The sequence below is a fragment of the Pseudomonas sp. IT-P74 genome, assembly GCF_949768175.1.
Taxonomy (GTDB): domain Bacteria; phylum Pseudomonadota; class Gammaproteobacteria; order Pseudomonadales; family Pseudomonadaceae; genus Aquipseudomonas.
This window is the reverse complement of sequence record NZ_CATKQD010000005.1, coordinates 51,353-69,400: the sequence shown is the minus strand read 5'-3', so window position 1 is coordinate 69,400 and position 18,048 is coordinate 51,353. Positions and strand designations below refer to the sequence as shown.

Here is an 18,048-nt window from a genome sequence, read left to right as displayed (position 1 = left end):
GATAGCGTCAGCCCAGTCAACACTGATGGTGACTGACACTCCGCTTTCGCGAGCAGGCTCGCTCCTACATGGATTACATGCAACCTTTAGCTCATCTCCCCCTCAACCCGATCCCTTCCCGCCTGCTTCGCCGCGTAAACCCCCGAATCCGCGCGCAACAGCAAGGCATCGGCGCCCTCCCCGACCCGCCAACCGGCAATCCCGAAACTGGCGGTGACCGTACCGACTCCTTCAATGGGTGAACTGCGCAAGCCTTGCCACAATTGCCGGGCCAACATATAGGCCTGTTCGCCGCTGATATCCGGGCACAGCACCATGAACTCCTCTCCGCCCAGGCGGCAGAACACATCGGTGCGCCGCAACCGGTGGCCGATCCGTTGGCACACGGCCTGCAACACCCGATCACCGATGGCATGGCCATGCAGGTCATTGATGCGCTTGAAATGGTCGATATCGAGCATGATCACCGACAGATTCCCACCGCCACGCTCCACCCGGGCCATTTCGATGGTCAGGCGTTCCTGGAAATAACGGCGGTTGTGGATACCGGTCAGCGAATCGGTGACCGACAGCGCGCGCAATTCTTCTTCCACCCGCTTCATATCGGAAATGTCCGAGATGTAGCCGTGCCAGAGCACACCGCCACCGGGCAGTTCCTCCGGCGTGGCCTCGCCACGCACCCAACGCAGACCCCGTTGCGGCAGTTGCACGCGGTATTCCTCGCGCCAGGGGCTGAGGGTGTCGGCCGAGGCTCGGATCGAGGCGCGGACACGGGTGGTGTCCTGGGGATGAATCCGGGTGAAGATCGCTTCGGCATTGAGTAGCAGCACGTCAGGTTCGAGCTCGTAGATCTCGCGAATGCCGTCGCTGGCGTAGATCACACTGAAGCGTCCGTCGAACTCCATCTTGAACTGGTAGATGCCACCAGGCACGTGGGCGCTGAGCTTTTTCAACAACAGGTCCCGCGCCGCGAGTGCCTCGTGGACCCGCTTGCGTTCGGTGATGTCGATGCACACCGCCAGGTGCCCGACCCACAGGCCTTGTTCGTCGAGCACCGGCGTGGCGAGCATGTTGACCATCAGATGGCTGCCATCGCCGCGTACCAGCGTCCACTCCCGCGCCTCGTGGTCGCCCTCCGTGTCGCCTTCGACCAGCATCGCCTGGCAGGTCGGCACCGGTTTGCCATAGCGGGTGCTCAACTCTGCCGAGCGAGCGACCAGTTCCCGGGGCAGGTGCAGGTTCTCCAGGGTCATATGCCCCACCACTTCGGCACTGGTATAGCCAAGCATCTGCTCGGCACCGGCGTTGAAGGTGCTGATGACCCCGCGCAGGTCGGTGGCAATGATCGCGACCTGGGTGGCGGCATTCAGCACGCCACGCAACTGGCCATGGGTGCCACGCAACTCCTGCTCTCGATCGCGCAGCTCCCGAGTGCGTTGCTCCACCAGTTTCAACGCCCGCTGCCGCTGACTGACCAACACATACAGCAAGGCACTGAGCATCACGCTGAGCAATCCACCCAACACCACCACACTGGTCACGGAGGAATGGTTGGCCTGCACGAACGCGTCGCTGGGCTGGATATCGACTTGATAGTCGTGGTCGGCCATGCGCAACAGGCGCGTGGTGGACAGCTCGCCGATGGCCGGCGGGTTGGGTGACTCAAACAGCACTTCGTGCTGGTCATCGGTAGACAAATCGAGGATGCGCACCGAGAGATAGTCATGGCTGGCGTCCGGCAGTCCGTCCGCCAGCAACTGGCGCATGCTGATCACGGCCATGACATAACCGTAGGGCTTCACGGCCTTGTGGTCTTGACTGTTGTGCTGCGTGACCGGTGCGACCAGCAGCACACCACGCGCATAAGCCGGCTCGATACTCACCAGATGCATCGGTTGCGACACCGCCATGCCGCCATGCCGATCGGCCCGATCGAGCGTGGCACGCCGCAGCGGCTGGGCCAGCAAGTCGTAACCGAGAGGAGAACCGAGTTTGCTTTGGGTCTGGCTGTACAGCACCGCCACGTACTCATCTCGTTCTCCGGCCAGTTGCAATTGGCCGTCCGCGTTGAGTTCTCTCAGGGTGAAACTGCTCAAACCTTCGTCACGCACTCGGCGCTCGAACGCCGAACGCTCGTCACGGGTGACCCGCTGGGCGTAGGAATACGCCTGGGTCCGCAGCAGTAAAGGTTGGGTGTAGCCGTCGAATTCCGCTCGGGACACCGAATCGGAATTGGCGAAAAAACGGCGCAGGCCGTCGAGGCGCTGCTCCTGATCTTCGAAACGCTCTTCGATACGGCTGTAACGCTCACTGACCAGCAGTTGGAAGCGTTGCCGCAATTGATGGTGAAACAGATTCAGCGTCGACCACGCCAGCAACCCGGTGAGCACCCCGCCGATCAGCAATACCAGCAGTGCGACCAGCCAGGCCGAGGCATCTTCGCTGATAAACCCCAGGATCTTTGGGCGCATGGCGTGCAACGACATAAAACACAACTCAAAACGCCAGGTGCGGGAAAGCCCTTTGGCCCTGAGTTGAGTTATAGCTATTAGCCACTAATTTGACCAGCACTGTAGGAGCGAGCTCTGCTCGCGATGGTCGATAACGATAACGCATGCTTTCTGAATACACGCGGCGCTTTCGGGTTCATCGCGAGCAGGCTCGCTCCTACAGTGAGTCAGCACAACTATTTAGCGAGCCGTGACTTTCCAGGCGCGATGGATCTTGGTGTTGCGGGCAAAGTCCGGATCGATGGTCTGGGCGGTGATCTCCTCGACCGCATAGCGCTCGCCGAGATTGGCTTCCAGTTCGAACTTGCGGAAGTTGTTGGAGAAGTACAACACGCCGCCGGGCGCCAACCGCGCCATGGCCAGGTCGATCAGTTGCACCTGGTCGCGCTGCACGTCGAAGACACCTTCCATGCGCTTGGAGTTGGAGAACGTCGGCGGGTCGATGAAGATCAGGTCGTACTCGTCACGACTGGCTTCAAGCCAGGCCATCACATCACCTTGCTCCAGGCGGTTCTTGTCGGAAAAACCGTTCAGCGACAGGTTGCGCCGAGCCCAGTCCAGGTAGGTTTTCGACAGGTCGACACTGGTGGTGCTGCGCGCACCGCCCTTGGCCGCATGCACACTGGCCGTCGCGGTGTAGCAGAACAGGTTGAGGAAGCGTTTGCCGGCCGCCTCTTTCTGGATACGCATGCGCATCGGCCGGTGGTCGAGGAACAGACCGGTGTCGAGGTAGTCGGTGAGATTCACCAGCAGCTTGATCCCGCCTTCATTGACCTCGACGAACTTGCCCTGTGCCGCCTGGCGCTCGTACTGCCTGGTGCCGCTCTGGCGCTCACGACGTTTTACCACCACGCGGCCCTTGTCGATGTTCAACGCCTGCGGAATCGCCGCCAGGGCATCGAACATACGACCCGAGGCCTTTTCCGGATCGATGGATTTCGGCGCAGCGTATTCCTGCACGTGGACCCAATCGTGATACAGGTCGATGGCCATGGAATATTCCGGCATGTCGGCATCGTACACGCGGTAGCAGTCGATGCCTTCACGCTTGACCCACTTGCCCAGGGCCTTGAGGTTCTTTTGCAGGCGGTTGGCGAACATCTGCCCGCCTTCGCTCAGGCGCGGCTGCTCGACCACCGGAGCCGGTGTCGGCGTCGGTTTGATCGGATTACCGTTTTTGTTGAACTTGCGTTCCTGCGGTTCATTCGGTGTCTGATCGTAGGCGGCTTGCTCGCGCTCGACCTGACGCTGTTCCGGAGTACGACGCTCGCCGGTGACGAACTGGTCCGGCAGCACCTTGATCAGCAGCAGCTTGCACGGCAAGGCACCGTTCCAGAACGAATACTGCTTGTGGCTGCGGATACCCATGCGCTTGCCCAGGTCCGGCGCGCCGGTGAACACCGCCGCTTCCCAGTTCAGGCAGGCCTGACGCAGGCGCTCGCCGAGGTTCTGGTAGAGGTAGAGCAGGCTCGCCTCATCGCCCAGACGCTCGCCGTACGGAGGGTTGCAGATGACCAGGCCTTTCTGGTTCTGGTCCGGGCGCGGTTCGAAAGTCGCGACTTCGCCCTGGTAGATCTTGATCCACTCGCTCAGGCCGGCGCGCTCAACGTTATTGCGACCCGGTTGAATCAGCCGTGGATCGGCTTCGTAGCCGCGGATCCACAACGGAGTCTTGGCCAGGCCGGCAGCGGCGCGCTCGGACGCTTCTTCGTGGAGTTTTTTCCACAGCGCCGGGACGTGACCGAGCCAGGCGGTGAAGCCCCACTGCTCGCGGCGCAGGTTCGGCGCGATGTCGGCGGCGATCATCGCCGCTTCCACCAGGAAGGTGCCGACACCGCACATCGGGTCAGCCAGTGCGCCGCCTTCGGCCGCGATTCGTGGCCAGCCGGAACGGATCAGGATGGCGGCCGCGAGGTTTTCCTTGAGCGGCGCCGCACCTTGCTGCAGGCGATAGCCGCGCTGGTGCAGGCTGTGGCCCGACAGGTCCAGGGACAGAATGGCTTCGCCGCGATCCAGGCGCAGGTGAATGCGCAGGTCCGGGTTGAGCTTGTCGATGGACGGACGGTCGCCTTGCGGGGTGCGCAGTTTGTCGACGATGGCGTCCTTGACCTTCAGCGCGCCGAAGTGGGTGTTGTCGATACCCGAGCCATGGCCGCTGAATTCGACGGCCAGGGTGCCGTCATTGAGCATGTGGTCTTGCCACTCGATGTCCAGCACGCCGTGGTACAGGTCTTCGGCGTCCTTCATCGGAAAGCGCTTGAGCACCAGCAGCACGCGGTTGGCCAGGCGCGACCACAGGCACAGGCGATAAGCGGTTTCCATGGTAGCCATGCCGCGCACGGCGGAGGTGTGCTCCCGCGCTTCCTCAAGGCCAAGCCCGACGGCTTCCTCGATGAGCAGGCCTTCAAGGCCTTTTGGGCAAGTGAGGAAGAGTTCGAAACGATCGGACATGGGAATTCCAGAACCTTTAGCTGAGTGACCGGGCAACGCATTGCCGGTCCGGTTTTCAATCAGGCGCTTTTCTCGAAGAGCGCCCGCGTGGCACGAAGGTGTGCCGCTCCACCCCTGCTGCCCGGGTTAAATGAGCTTAGATGCAAGGACAGATAAAAAAGTTGATGCAACAAAATGTCATAAGTCGACCCTTCGTCGAATAGTGCATCCCGGCAACGGGAGCCATTCTCACTAAAGGATTAAGCCCATCATCCAGCGCAGGGCCGATCATACCGGGGTTTGGTCAATAAATACGCTACAAACGCTCTGTTACTTATGGCGTTAGCACATTAATGGTTACGTCCTTATGACAAAACGATCATTCCCTCGATGTGACGCATTGGTTAGAACTCAATACAGGTTGGCGCCGCAATGACGCCAACACCTTGGCTCGTCACGCCGGCAACGAGCCCCCAACGGCAGAGTTTTTCTGCCAGACCTCAATAGAGGTCGACGCGATAAATACAGTCAACAAGTGAGGGCAACACCCTATGAGAAGACTTAAGCGTGATCCGTTGGAAAGAGCATTTTTGCGCGGATATCAATATGGCGTTGGTGGTAAATCCCGTGAGCTTTGCCCATTTACTCTACCGTCGGTACGTCAAGCCTGGATCAACGGCTGGCGAGAAGGACGCGGCGACAACTGGGACGGTATGACCGGCACTGCGGGAATCCACAGACTCAACGAACTTCACGCCGTCGGCTAATTACAGGGCACAACACTCCGACACGACAATCTGAACTTGTACTGAATTAACCACGCACGTCCCATCCGGACGGCGGGCTCCGGCCCAGGGGCTCCTTTATGGAGCCCTTTTTTATGCCTGCTCGTTGGTCCAAACAATCCCCTGTAGGAGCGAGCTTGCTCGCGATGGACCCGAGAACACCGCGTGCATCCAGAAATCACGCGTCATCGTTACCGACCATCGCGAGCAAGCTCGCTCCTACAGGGGATCAGCGTAGCGCTGCGATGGCGTCTACCGACTCGCGAATCAGCGCCGGGCCTTTGTAGATGAAGCCCGAGTAGATCTGCACCAGGCTCGCGCCTGCGGCGATTTTCTCTGCCGCGTGCTTGCCTTCGGTAATGCCGCCCGCCGCAATGATCGGCAAACGCCCGCCCAGCTCCGACGCCAGCACTTGCACGGTGTGGGTGCTCTTGTCACGAACCGGCGCACCGGACAGACCGCCGGCTTCTTCGCCATGCTCCATGCCTTCGACGCCTACGCGGCTCAGGGTGGTGTTGGTGGCGATGACGGCATCCATCCCGGTTTCGATCAGCGCTTGCGCAACTTGTGCGGTTTCTTCGTCGTTCATGTCCGGCGCAATCTTGATCGCCAGCGGTACATGTTTGCCATGACGCAATGCCAGTTCCGCGCGGCGTTCGGCCAGATCGGCCAGCAACTGCTTGAGCGAGTCACCGAATTGCAGGCTGCGCAGGCCCGGTGTGTTCGGCGAACTGACGTTGACTGTCACATAGCTGGCGTGGGCGTAGACCTTGTCCAGGCAGATCAGGTAGTCGTCCACGGCACGCTCGACCGGCGTATCGAAGTTCTTGCCGATGTTGATGCCCAGCACGCCTTTGTACTTGGCCGCCGCCACGCGGGCCAGCAGGTGATCGACGCCGAGGTTGTTGAAGCCCATGCGGTTGATGATCGCCTCGGCTTCCGGCAAGCGGAACAAACGTGGCTTCGGATTGCCCGGCTGCGGACGCGGCGTAATGGTACCGATTTCGACAAAACCGAAACCCAGCTGGGCGAAACCGTCGATGGCCGCGCCGTTCTTGTCCAGGCCCGCGGCCAGCCCCACCGGATTCGGAAAGTCCAGGCCCATGACATTCACCGGCAGCTTCGCCGGGGCCTTGCACAGCAAGCCGTTGAGCCCAAGACGCCCGCCCGCGCCGATCAGGTCCAGGGACAGATCGTGGGAGGTTTCCGGGGAGAGTTTGAACAACAGCTGACGGGCCAGGGTGTACATGGGCGGATTTGACTCGATTGGCGGCGAATTGAGGCGGCGATTATAGCCGGGCAACGGGGTGGCAAGCGAGGCGCGTGATCAAATCAGCGGTTAATGGCATATGCCTTGCACCACTCTGGGCACCAACACCCATGCCAACGACGGAATGGGTGCAAAGACAATGGCGTCGTCCCCGGCCTGCTCATGCAAGAACTCGGGACGACGTTTTTTTTGCAAGGTGAACACGCGATGAACGAACCGTCAGCCGGCCCTCTGGCCTGGGTCAATGGCAGCGATGCCCCGGAGAAAACCGAAATCAATCTCGGCTTCATGGCCCTGAGCGACTGCGCCTCGGTGGTTGTCGCCGCCACCCAGGGCTTCGCCCAGCCCCACGGATTGACCCTGAACCTCAAGCGTCAGTCGTCCTGGGCCAACCTGCGGGACAAACTGGTCAGCGGCGAACTCGACGCCGCCCACAGCCTCTATGGCCTGATTTACGCCGTTCACCTGGGCATAGGCGGCGTGGCCGCGACCGACATGGCCGTGTTGATGGGCCTGAATCAGAACGGCCAGAGCATCAACCTGTCCCGCGGTTTGCAAGCGCTTGGAGTGACCAGTCCTGAAGCACTGGATCGGCACGTGCACCAAACTCGCTCAAAACTCACCTTCGCCCAGACGTTTCCCACCGGCACCCACGCCATGTGGCTGTATTACTGGCTCGCCAGCCAAGGCATACACCCGCTGCTGGATGTCGACAGCGTGGTGGTGCCGCCGCCGCAGATGGTCGCGCACCTGCGGGCTGGACGAATCGACGGGTTTTGCGTCGGCGAACCCTGGTCCGCCAGCGCCGTACAGCAGGATCTCGGCTTTACCCTGGCCACTACGCAGAACATCTGGCCCGATCATCCGGAAAAGGTCCTCGGCTGCACCCGTGCGTTCGTCGAGCAATACCCCAATACCGCGCGGGTACTGGTGATGGCGGTTCTGGAAGCCAGCCGCTTCATCGAAGAAAGCACCGAGAATCGCCGCAGTACCGCACAATTGCTCAGTGCCGCGCAGTACCTTGACGCACCACTGGACTGCATCGAACCACGCTTGCTGGGCGAGTACGCCGACGGCCTTGGCCACCGCTGGCAAGACCCGCACGCGCTGCGCTTGCATGGGGATGGCGAGGTCAACCTGCCGTACCTGTCCGACGGCATGTGGTTCATGACCCAGTTCCGCCGCTGGGGCTTGTTGCGCGATGATCCGGACTATCTCGCGGTGGCCCGGCAGGTCCAGCAACTGGACCTCTACCGTGAAGCCGCTCGTGCCGTCGGCGTCGCTTCATCAGCCGGGGAAATGCGCAGCAGCCAATTGATCGACGGCAAGATCTGGGACGGCTCGGACCCGGCCGGTTACGCCCGCAGTTTCAAACTGCACGCCATGAGCGACAGCTCGCACCGATCCGCCAGCCGCTGACAGGAGACCACGAACATGCTGCGTATCCTGCTGATCAACGACACCGCCAGGAAAGTCGGACGCTTGAAGGCCGCCCTGACCGAGGCCGGATTCGAAGTGATCGATGAATCCGGCCTGACCATCGACCTGCCCGAACGCGTCGAAACGGTGCGTCCGGATGTGATTCTGATCGATACCGAGTCACCGGGTCGCGATGTGATGGAACAAGTGGTGCTGGTGACGCGCGACCAGCCACGACCGATTGTGATGTTCACGGACGAACACGACCCCGATGTGATGCGCCAGGCGATCAAGTCCGGGGTCAGCGCCTACATCGTCGAAGGCATTCACGCACAACGCCTGCAGCCGATTCTCGATGTGGCCATGGCACGCTTCGAGAGCGACCAGGCCCTGCGTGCCCAGTTGCATGCCCGTGACCAGCAATTGGCCGAGCGCAAGCGCATCGAACTGGCCAAGGGGCTGCTGATGAAAATGAAGGACTGCAACGAGGAAGAGGCCTACACGCTGATGCGCCGCCAAGCGATGAGCCGCCAGCAGAAGCTGATACAGGTGGCGGAGCAGATCATTGCCATGAGCGAGTTGCTCGGCTGAAGTCCTGTAGCGCCTGTCCGGGCGCCATCGCGAGCAGGCTCGCTCCCACAGGTGATTTGTGTTCGACGCCATTCCCTTGTGGGAGCGAGCCTGCTCGCGAATGGCGGCGACTCGATTTCGAGTGTTGGCACAGATCTCGCTAAGTAATCACCACAGGTAACCAACGGCGGTTGCCCCACCTACGACAAAGACGTCGCTCACCTCATTTGCCCTTGGCGGATCGGGTGGCGGCGTTTTTTCGTTTTGGCCCCACAGCACGGGGTCGGTGGTGCGGCCGTATCGGCGCCCCACCTGCAAGCTCATGACTCCTTTCGAGACTCTTCACAGCTGAGGTGCGCAATGAATTCAAGCTTCTGGAAATCCGGCCATACCCCCACATTGTTCGCAGCCTTCCTCTATTTCGACCTGAGTTTCATGGTCTGGTACCTGCTCGGTCCTCTGGCGGTGCAGATCGCCGCCGACCTGCACCTGACAACGCAGCAAAGGGGGCTGGTAGTCGCCACGCCGATTCTGGCCGGGGCGGTGTTGCGCTTCGTGATGGGGATGCTGGCTGATCGCCTGTCGCCAAAAACCGCCGGCCTGATCGGCCAGGTCATCGTGATCTGCGCCCTGTTCGGCGCCTGGAAACTCGGGATCCACAGCTACGAGCAGGCGTTGCTGCTGGGCCTGTTCCTCGGCATGGCCGGCGCTTCGTTCGCCGTCGCCCTGCCCCTGGCCTCGCAGTGGTATCCGCCGCAGCATCAAGGCAAGGCCATGGGCATCGCCGGCGCGGGCAACTCGGGCACAGTGCTCGCCGCATTGATCGCTCCGGTGCTGGCGGCGGCGTTTGGCTGGAGCAACGTGTTCGGCTTTGCCCTGATTCCGTTGATCCTGACCCTGATCGTCTTCGCCTGGCTGGCCCGCAATGCCCCCGAGCGGCCAAAAGCCAAATCCATGGCCGACTACTTCAAGGCCCTGGGTGACCGTGACAGCTGGTGGTTCATGTTTTTCTACAGCGTGACGTTCGGCGGCTTCATTGGCCTGGCCAGCGCCCTGCCCGGTTACTTCAACGACCAGTACGGCCTGAGTCCGGTGACTGCCGGTTACTACACCGCTGCCTGCGTGTTCGGCGGCAGCCTGATGCGCCCCTTGGGTGGTGCACTGGCTGACCGGTTCGGCGGCATTCGGACTCTGTTGGCGATGTACACCGTCGCGGCGACCTGCATTGCCGTGGTCGGTTTCAATCTGCCGAGTTCCTACGCCGCACTGGCACTTTTCGTCTGCACCATGCTCGGTCTGGGTGCAGGCAATGGCGCGGTATTCCAGTTGGTGCCCCAGCGTTTTCGCCGGGAAATCGGCGTGATGACCGGCCTGATCGGCATGGCTGGTGGCATCGGCGGGTTTGCCCTCGCGGCCGGCATGGGCGCGATCAAGCAAAGCACCGGCAGTTATCAATTGGCGCTGTGGTTGTTTGCCAGCCTCGGCGTCCTGGCCTGGTTCGGTCTGCACGGCGTGAAACGTCGCTGGAGAACCACCTGGGGTTCGGCCGCCGTGACGGCTGCGCGGGTCTGACGCCTCGATGAGCCTGCAACTGAGTTTTGCCGAAGCCAGCGCCATCGGTCCTCGCGAGGAAAACCAGGACGCCCTGCGCCTGGTCACGCCGGCTCCGGCGCTGGCCGCGAGCAAGGGTTACCTGTTCGCGATTGCCGACGGTGTCAGCCAATGTGCCGATGGCGGGCTCGCCGCCCGTTCGACCTTGCAGGCACTGGCGCTGGACTACTACGCCACCCCGGAAACCTGGGGCGTCGCCCAGGCACTGGATCGCCTGCTACTGGCACAAAATCGCTGGTTGCAGGCTAACGGTGGCGGCCAACCGCTGCTGACCACCGTCAGTGCCTTGGTGATGCGCGGCCGGCGTTTTACCTTGGCACATGTCGGCGACTGCCGGGTTTATCGCTGGCACGCCGACACGCTGCAACGGGTGAGCGAGGATCACGTCTGGGACCAGCCTGGCATGCAGCATGTGCTTAAACGGGCCCTGGGGCTGGATCAACATCTGGTGCTGGACTTTCTGGATGGCGAACTGCGTTTGAACGAGAGTTTCGTGCTGCTCAGCGACGGCGTCTGGGCCGTCCTGGGCGATACCGCCATTGCGGGCATTTTGCGCGATCAACCTGACCTGAACAGTGCCGCGCAGACGTTGGTCAGCGCCGCGCACCTGGCTGGCAGTCAGGACAACGCCAGCGCCCTGCTGGTGCGGGTCGATGCCCTTGGCGAAACCAGCATCGGCGATGCACTGATTCATCTGCAGCAATGGCCACTCCCGCCTGCATTGAAGCCAGGCCAGACCTTCGAAGGCTGGCAGATTGAAGGGATCCTCGGCCAAAGCCAGCAATCACTGCTCTACCGGGTACGAGATGCTCAACAACAGCCTTGGCTGCTGAAAACCTTGCCCGGTGCGCTTCGTGACGATCATCAGGCCGGGCAGGCATTGTTGTCGGAGGAATGGTTCCTCAAACGTGTGGCCGGGCGGCATTTTCCTGAAGTTCATGCCGCCAGTCAGCGTCAGCATTTGTACTACGTGATGCGCGAATATTCCGGATATACCCTGGCTAAATTGCAGGAGCGTGTCGGAACGCTGCCACTGGCTCAATGGCTGGACCTGGCCGAACGCCTGCTGCGAGCGGTCGGCATACTGCATCGACGCCAGATTCTGCATCGTGATATCAAACCGGAGAACCTGCTTCTGGGGGACGACGGCGAGTTGCGCCTGCTGGATTTCGGTCTCGCGTACTGTCCCGGGCTGTCCGAAGATCAAGCCTTCGCCCTGCCCGGAACGCCCAGCTATATCGCACCGGAAGCCTTTCGCGGGGATTTACCGACACCGCAACAGGATTTGTATGCGGTCGGCGTGACCTTGTATTACCTGCTTACCGGGCATTATCCCTACGGCGAAATCGAAGCGTTCCAGCGCCCACGGTTTGGTGTGCCGGTCAGCGCCAGTCGCTACCGGCCCGACCTGCCGGAATGGATCGCGCAAAGTCTGGAACGCGCGGTGGCGGCAGCTCCGGATCAGCGCTTTGAAACAGCGGAAGAATGGTTGTTGCTGCTGGAACAGGGAGAACGACGCAGTTTGAGCGTGCGCCCCAAACCTTTGCTAGAGCACGAACCGTTGAAAGTCTGGCGGACGTTGGCGCTGGTGTCCTTGCTGGTGAATCTGGTGCTGCTGTTTTTGTTGTTTCATGGCTGAGTTTTTCACTGCACCCAACAGATTTTTTGATTTTTCTGCTTCAAAACCGGGCGTCGCGCCTTGAACCAGTGCACGCAAACACCCTCCTCCCATGACGAGAGCCCATAAATCGGGCCCTTGCGAAACTTGGCACAACCACTGCATTACCTTTCCCAACATACATAAAGCCCGGCCTTCAACGTAGAAAGCTGCGCTGCCCGAGAGAACGGGACCAGGACAAAGGCGTCCTCGCTAGGCAACTAGCGGGACGCCTTTTTTTGTTTGCGCAAAATTTGTCGAGCATGGCCTGAACCCTGATGAGGCAGGCCTGAGCTCCCCCGGAGAACCTGATGAAAAAACTAAAACTGGTGATGATCGGCAACGGCATGGCCGGGGTTCGTACCCTGGAAGAACTGCTCAAGCTGAGTAATGAACTGTACGACATCACGGTCTTCGGCGCCGAACCGCACACCAACTACAACCGCATCCTGTTGTCGCCGGTGCTGGCGGGCGAACAGACCTTCGAAGAGATCGTGCTCAACGACCTGGACTGGTACCTGGAAAACAACATCAAGCTGCTGCTCAACCGCAAGGTGGTGGAGATCGACCGGGTCAAGCGCCGGGTCATTGCCGAAGACGGCAGCGAAGCCGAATACGATCGCCTGCTGATCGCCACCGGCTCGACGCCCTTCATCCTGCCCATTCCCGGCAACACCCTTGAGGGCGTGATCGGCTACCGCGACATCGCCGACACCCAGGCCATGATCGACACCGCGAAAACCCACCGGCACGCCGTGGTCATCGGTGGCGGCCTGCTCGGCCTGGAGGCCGCCAACGGCCTGATGCTGCGGGGCATGCACGTGACCGTGGTGCATATCGGCGAGTGGTTGCTGGAACGACAACTGGACAAGACCAGCGGCCAGCTGCTGCAAAGCGCGCTGGAATCTCGCGGCCTGCACTTTCGCCTGTGCGAGCAGACCCAGGCCTTGCATGACGCGGGCAACGGCCGGGTCGGTTCGGTGCAATTCAAGAACGGCGACATCATCCCCGCCGACCTGGTCGTGATGGCCGCTGGCATTCGTCCCAATACCGAACTGGCGGAGAAATCCGGCATTCCGTGCAGCCGCGGGATTCTGGTCAACGACACACTGCAAACCTACGACCCACGGATCTATGCCATCGGTGAGTGCGCCAGCCACCGCGGCATCGCCTATGGCTTGGTGGCGCCGCTGTTCGAACAGGCCAAAGTCTGCGCCAACCACCTCGCCCAACTGGGGTTTGCCACCTACAAGGGGTCTGTGACCTCAACCAAATTGAAGGTCACCGGCATCGACCTGTTCTCCGCGGGCGACTTCATGGGCGGTGAAGGCACCGAGACCATCACCCTCTCGGACCCGATTGGCGGGGTCTACAAGAAACTGGTGATCAAGGATGACGTGCTGGTCGGCGCCTGCCTGTACGGCGATACGGCAGATGGCGGCTGGTATTTCCGGCAGATCCGTGAGAATCACGCCATCGACGAGATCCGCGATCATCTGATGTTTGGCGAAAACGCTTTGGGCGACGTAGGACATCAGGGCCAGGACAAAGCCATGAGCATGGCCGAAACGGCCGAAGTCTGCGGCTGCAACGGCGTGTGCAAAGGCACCATCGTCAAGGCCATTCAGGAGCATGGTCTGTTCAGTGTCGACGACGTCAAGAAACACACCAAGGCTGCCAGCTCCTGCGGCTCCTGCGCCGGCCTCGTCGAACAGATCCTGATCAACACCGTGGGCGGCGCGGCGGACGTCAAACCGAAAAGCGAAAAGGCCATCTGCGGCTGCAGCGACCTCAATCACGGGCAAATCCGCCAGGCCATCCGCGAGCAGCACCTGCTGACCATCGCCGGCACCATGAGCTACCTGAACTGGCGCACCCCCAACGGCTGCGCCACCTGCCGGCCGGCGCTCAACTACTACCTGATTTCCACTTGGCCGGGCGAGGCCAAGGACGACCCGCAATCGCGCCTGATCAACGAACGCGCCCACGCCAACATTCAGAAAGACGGCACCTACTCTGTAGTCCCGCGGATGTGGGGCGGCGTGACCAATCCTTCAGAGCTGCGGCGCATTGCCGACGTCGCCGACAAGTACAACGTACCGATGGTCAAGGTCACCGGTGGCCAGCGCATCGACCTGCTGGGCATTCGCAAGCAAGACCTGCCGGGGGTGTGGAAAGACCTGGACATGCCGTCCGGCCACGCCTACGGCAAATCCATCCGCACGGTGAAAACCTGCGTCGGCAGCGAGTTCTGCCGCTTTGGCACGCAGAACTCCACACAACTTGGCATTGAACTGGAACATGACCTGTTCAACATGTGGTCGCCGCACAAGGTGAAGCTGGCTGTCTCCGGTTGCCCGCGCAACTGCTCGGAAGCCGGTATCAAGGATGTAGGAATTATCGGTGTGGACTCCGGCTGGGAGATGTACATCGGTGGCAACGGCGGGATCAAGACCGAAGTCGCGGAATTCTTCGTCAAACTGAAAACCGCCGAAGAAGTCCGCGAATACAACGGTGCATTCCTGCAGCTCTATCGCGAAGAAGCCTTCTACCTCGAACGCACCGTGCACTACCTGCAACGGGTCGGCATGGAACACATCAAGAAAGCCGTGCTGGAAGATCCGGAGCGGCGCAAGGCACTCAACGATCGCCTGCAATTCTCCCTGTCGTTCGAACAGGACCCGTGGAAGGAGCGCCTGGAGCAGCCGCAGCTGAAAAAAGAATTCGACGTCATCCCCGTGAAAAACCTGGAGGTGCTGGCATGAACTGGCTGGATATCTGCGCACTGGAAGAGATCAATGCCCTGGGCTCGCGGATCATCGCCGGACCAAAGGGAGACATCGCGATTTTTCGTACCAGCGACGACGAAGTGTTCGCCCTTGACGACCGCTGCCCGCACAAGGGCGGCCCGTTGTCCCAAGGTCTGGTGTACGGCAAGCGGGTGGCCTGCCCGTTGCACAACTGGCAAATCGACCTGGAAAGTGGCGAAGCCCTGGCCCCGGACATCGGCTGTGCCCATCACCATCTCGCCCGGGTGGAAAATGGCCGGGTGATGCTGGCCCTGCGGGATGCAGGCTGATGGACCGCCAGATCACTGCGTCCACCTGCTGTTACTGCGGGGTCGGCTGCGGGGTGCTGATCGAGCACGACGGTTCACGCATCCTCGGCGTCAGCGGCGATCCCGCGCACCCGGCCAATTTCGGCAAACTGTGCAGCAAGGGTTCGACCCTGCACCTGACCGGCGACTTGACGGCGCGGGCGTTGTACCCCGAACTGCGCCTCGGTAAAGGCCTGGCCCGCCACCGCACCGATTGGGATACCGCCCTCGATCATGCCACCAGTGTATTCGGCGCGACCATTGCCGAGCATGGCCCGGACAGCGTGGCGTTCTACATTTCCGGGCAACTGTTGACCGAGGACTACTACGCCTTCAACAAGCTGGCACGTGCCCTGGTAGGCACCAACAACATCGACAGCAATTCGCGTCTGTGCATGTCCTCGGCGGTGGTCGGCTACAAGCGCAGCCTGGGTGCCGACGCCCCGCCCTGCAGCTACGAAGACCTGGAGCTGAGCGATTGCGTGATGATCGTCGGCAGCAACATGGCCTACGCCCACCCGGTGCTGTTTCGCCGGCTGGAAGCCGCCAAATCCCGCCGACCGCAGATGAAGGTCATCGTCATTGACCCTCGTCGTACAGATACCTGCGATCTGGCTGACCTGCACCTGGCGATCTTGCCTGGCACCGACGTCGCCTTGTTCCATGGGATTTTGCATCTGCTGCTGTGGGAAGACTGGATCGATCGTGACTTCATCCGCGACCACACCGAAGGCCTGGCTGAACTGAAAAACCTGGTGCGTGACTACACACCGCAAATGGTTTCGCAGCTCTGCGGTATCAGCCTCGAACAATTGCAGCAGTGTGCCGAGTGGATCGGCACATCACCGAGCTTTCTGTCGCTGTGGTGCATGGGGCTTAACCAGTCCACTGCCGGCAGCGCGAAAAACAGTGCATTGATCAATCTGCACCTGGCCACCGGGCAGATCGGTCGTCCCGGTGCCGGACCTTTCTCTCTCACCGGTCAGCCAAATGCCATGGGCGGACGGGAAACCGGCAGCCTGTCCAACCTGCTGCCCGGCCATCGTGACGCCGCCAATGCGCAACACCGCGAGCAAGTGGCATCCTACTGGGGCGTCGAGCAACTACCGGAAAATCCCGGGCTCACCGCGATCGAGCTGTTCGAGCAAGTGCGCAACGGCAAGATCAAGGCACTGTGGATCGCCTGTACCAACCCCGCGCAATCCATGCCGGACCAGACGGCCGTGCGCGCAGCCTTGCAAGGCTGCCCGTTCGTGGTGTTGCAGGAAGCCTTCAGCACCACTGAAACCGCGAAGTTCGCCGACCTTCTGCTGCCCGCCGCCAGTTGGGGGGAAAAGGAAGGTTGTGTGACCAACTCCGAGCGACGCATTTCCCACGTACGCCAGGCAATCGTCGCACCGGGTGAGGCGCGGCCGGACTGGGCAATCACCGTAGATTTCGCACAACGCCTGGAAAAGCACCTGCGTCCCGGCCAAACCAGCCTGTTTGAATTTGATAACCCCGCTCAGGTCTTTGACGAATACAAACAACTGACTCAAGGTCGCGATCTGGATCTGTCCGGTATCAGCCATGCACTGATCGATCGTCTCGGCCCGCAGCAGTGGCCCTTCCCTGCAGGTGCCGTTGAAGGCACGGCACGGCTGTACGTCGACGGGATATTTGCCACTGCCAATGGGCGCGCACAGTTCGTGGCCGATCCATACCGCGCCGCCAAAGAGCAACGCGATGCACGCTTCCCGCTGACCCTGATCACCGGCCGCCTGCGCGATCAATGGCACGGCATGAGCCGCACCGGCACCGCCGCGCAGCTATTTGGCCATGTCAGCGAAGCGGAGTTGAGCCTGCACCCGGACGAACTGCGCCGCCATCGCCTGCAGCCGGGGGATCTGGTCAGCCTGAAGAGCCGGCGCGGCGCAGTCGTCGTCGCGGTTGCCAGCGATGACAGCGTGCGCCCGGGCCAGGCCTTTTTGCCGATGCATTGGGGCGATCGTTTTCTCAAGGGCGGAGTGAACAGCCTCACCCTGCCCGCATTCGATCCTTTGTCGAAACAGCCCGAACTCAAACACAGCGGCGTTCGCCTGGATCCGGTGGATTTGCCCTGGAAACTGTTCGCACTGATCGAGGGCGATGTTCAACGGCACTTTGAGACGCTACGACCGCTCTGCGAGGCGTTTTCCTACGTCAGTCTCAGTCTGGTTGGTCGTGAGCGCCCTGCCCTGCTTGTACGGGCTGCCAATACTTCAGCGCCTTCGGTAGAGCTGCTAAGCGAAATCGATAAAAACCTGGCGCTCGATGACGGCCCGGTGCTGGCATACGACGACCCTCGACGGGCCATTGGCAAGCGCGTGCGAATCGAAAATGGCCGGATCACTGCCATTCGACTGGCCGGTGAAACCCTTGCCCAACACTGGTTGCAGGGGCTTTGGCTCGAAGGTCGCACGGACCAGCAATTGCGGCGCTGGTTGCTTGCGCCACTGAGCGCACCACCGGGCAATCTCGATGCGCCGGTCAATGCGAACAAGATCCTGTGCAATTGCAAGAACGTCGACCAGAACGCGATCCGCGCCGGTATCAGCCGAGGCCTGGACTTGCAGGGACTCAAGCAAGAACTGGGTTGCGGCACCCAATGCGGGTCCTGCGTTCCGGAAATCAAACGCCTGCTGGCTGCCACGGCGCGGCCAATCACCGTCATCTCGTGA

The 18,048-nt window shown here is 61.3% G+C and carries 11 protein-coding genes; 8 read left to right on the top strand and 3 right to left on the bottom strand.

The features are described from left to right. Positions 1 to 86: 86 nt before the first annotated feature. Both ACM6J5_RS04920 and rlmKL read right to left on the bottom strand, forming a co-directional pair. Complete coding sequence (locus tag ACM6J5_RS04920) at positions 87 to 2,486, bottom strand: GGDEF domain-containing protein (RefSeq protein WP_150671832.1); 2,400 nt, start codon at positions 2,484 to 2,486, stop codon at positions 87 to 89. A gap of 204 nt (positions 2,487 to 2,690) precedes the next feature. Continuing rightward, positions 2,691 to 4,961 carry a bifunctional 23S rRNA (guanine(2069)-N(7))-methyltransferase RlmK/23S rRNA (guanine(2445)-N(2))-methyltransferase RlmL gene (gene rlmKL, locus ACM6J5_RS04915; RefSeq protein ID WP_414927929.1) on the bottom strand — a complete coding sequence of 757 codons (2,271 nt, stop codon included), beginning with the start codon at positions 4,959 to 4,961 and terminating at the stop codon, positions 2,691 to 2,693. Between the two features lie 530 nt (positions 4,962 to 5,491). Here rlmKL and rmf point away from each other — a divergent pair. Continuing rightward, complete coding sequence (gene rmf / locus ACM6J5_RS04910; protein ID WP_003223300.1) at positions 5,492 to 5,707, top strand: ribosome modulation factor; 216 nt, start codon at positions 5,492 to 5,494, stop codon at positions 5,705 to 5,707. A 247-nt stretch (positions 5,708 to 5,954) separates the two neighbouring features. Here rmf and ACM6J5_RS04905 read toward each other — a convergent pair whose 3' ends face one another. Beyond that, on the bottom strand, positions 5,955 to 6,974 hold the full coding sequence (locus tag ACM6J5_RS04905; RefSeq protein WP_095945159.1) for a quinone-dependent dihydroorotate dehydrogenase: 1,020 nt from the start codon (positions 6,972 to 6,974) through the stop codon (positions 5,955 to 5,957). Positions 6,975 to 7,202: 228 nt separating this feature from the next. Here ACM6J5_RS04905 and ACM6J5_RS04900 point away from each other — a divergent pair, with 228 nt between their 5' ends. From ACM6J5_RS04900 to ACM6J5_RS04870, 7 genes are all read left to right on the top strand, one after another. Then, positions 7,203 to 8,414: a CmpA/NrtA family ABC transporter substrate-binding protein gene (locus ACM6J5_RS04900; protein ID WP_414927928.1), complete on the top strand. Its 1,212-nt coding sequence runs from the start codon at positions 7,203 to 7,205 to the stop codon at positions 8,412 to 8,414. Positions 8,415 to 8,429: 15 nt separating this feature from the next. Next, entirely contained in the window at positions 8,430 to 9,005 is a 576-nt protein-coding gene (locus ACM6J5_RS04895; RefSeq protein ID WP_150671837.1) for an ANTAR domain-containing response regulator, read from the top strand. Between the two features lie 339 nt (positions 9,006 to 9,344). Then, positions 9,345 to 10,556 (top strand): nitrate/nitrite transporter, encoded by a 1,212-nt coding sequence (locus ACM6J5_RS04890; protein WP_008048622.1) that lies wholly within the window; start codon positions 9,345 to 9,347, stop codon positions 10,554 to 10,556. Positions 10,557 to 10,563: 7 nt separating this feature from the next. Then, positions 10,564 to 12,234: a protein kinase domain-containing protein gene (locus ACM6J5_RS04885; RefSeq protein ID WP_414927927.1), complete on the top strand. Its 1,671-nt coding sequence runs from the start codon at positions 10,564 to 10,566 to the stop codon at positions 12,232 to 12,234. A gap of 329 nt (positions 12,235 to 12,563) precedes the next feature. Continuing rightward, the gene (gene nirB / locus ACM6J5_RS04880; protein WP_095945162.1) at positions 12,564 to 15,017 is read left to right on the top strand and encodes a nitrite reductase large subunit NirB; all 2,454 of its coding nucleotides are present in this window, start codon (positions 12,564 to 12,566) and stop codon (positions 15,015 to 15,017) included. Further along, entirely contained in the window at positions 15,014 to 15,331 is a 318-nt protein-coding gene (gene nirD / locus ACM6J5_RS04875; protein ID WP_046042889.1) for a nitrite reductase small subunit NirD, read from the top strand. Before nirB ends, nirD begins: the two co-directional genes overlap by 4 nt. Then, the gene (locus ACM6J5_RS04870; protein WP_414927926.1) at positions 15,331 to 18,048 is read left to right on the top strand and encodes a molybdopterin-dependent oxidoreductase; all 2,718 of its coding nucleotides are present in this window, start codon (positions 15,331 to 15,333) and stop codon (positions 18,046 to 18,048) included. The genes nirD and ACM6J5_RS04870 overlap by 1 nt, the downstream gene beginning before the upstream one ends.

Excerpts from the sequence above, each read along its gene's own strand:
- ACM6J5_RS04890 (WP_008048622.1), top strand. The coding sequence starts at position 9,345 with ATGAATTCAAGCTTCTGGAAATCCGGCCATACCCCCACATTGTTCGCA.
- rlmKL (WP_414927929.1), bottom strand. The coding sequence starts at position 4,961 with ATGTCCGATCGTTTCGAACTCTTCCTCACTTGCCCAAAAGGCCTTGAA.
- nirB (WP_095945162.1), top strand. The coding sequence starts at position 12,564 with ATGAAAAAACTAAAACTGGTGATGATCGGCAACGGCATGGCCGGGGTT.
- ACM6J5_RS04920 (WP_150671832.1), bottom strand. The coding sequence starts at position 2,486 with ATGTCGTTGCACGCCATGCGCCCAAAGATCCTGGGGTTTATCAGCGAA.
- nirD (WP_046042889.1), top strand. The coding sequence starts at position 15,014 with ATGAACTGGCTGGATATCTGCGCACTGGAAGAGATCAATGCCCTGGGC.
- ACM6J5_RS04895 (WP_150671837.1), top strand. The coding sequence starts at position 8,430 with ATGCTGCGTATCCTGCTGATCAACGACACCGCCAGGAAAGTCGGACGC.
- ACM6J5_RS04905 (WP_095945159.1), bottom strand. The coding sequence starts at position 6,974 with ATGTACACCCTGGCCCGTCAGCTGTTGTTCAAACTCTCCCCGGAAACC.
- ACM6J5_RS04885 (WP_414927927.1), top strand. The coding sequence starts at position 10,564 with ATGAGCCTGCAACTGAGTTTTGCCGAAGCCAGCGCCATCGGTCCTCGC.
- ACM6J5_RS04870 (WP_414927926.1), top strand. The coding sequence starts at position 15,331 with ATGGACCGCCAGATCACTGCGTCCACCTGCTGTTACTGCGGGGTCGGC.
- rmf (WP_003223300.1), top strand. The coding sequence starts at position 5,492 with ATGAGAAGACTTAAGCGTGATCCGTTGGAAAGAGCATTTTTGCGCGGA.
- ACM6J5_RS04900 (WP_414927928.1), top strand. The coding sequence starts at position 7,203 with ATGAACGAACCGTCAGCCGGCCCTCTGGCCTGGGTCAATGGCAGCGAT.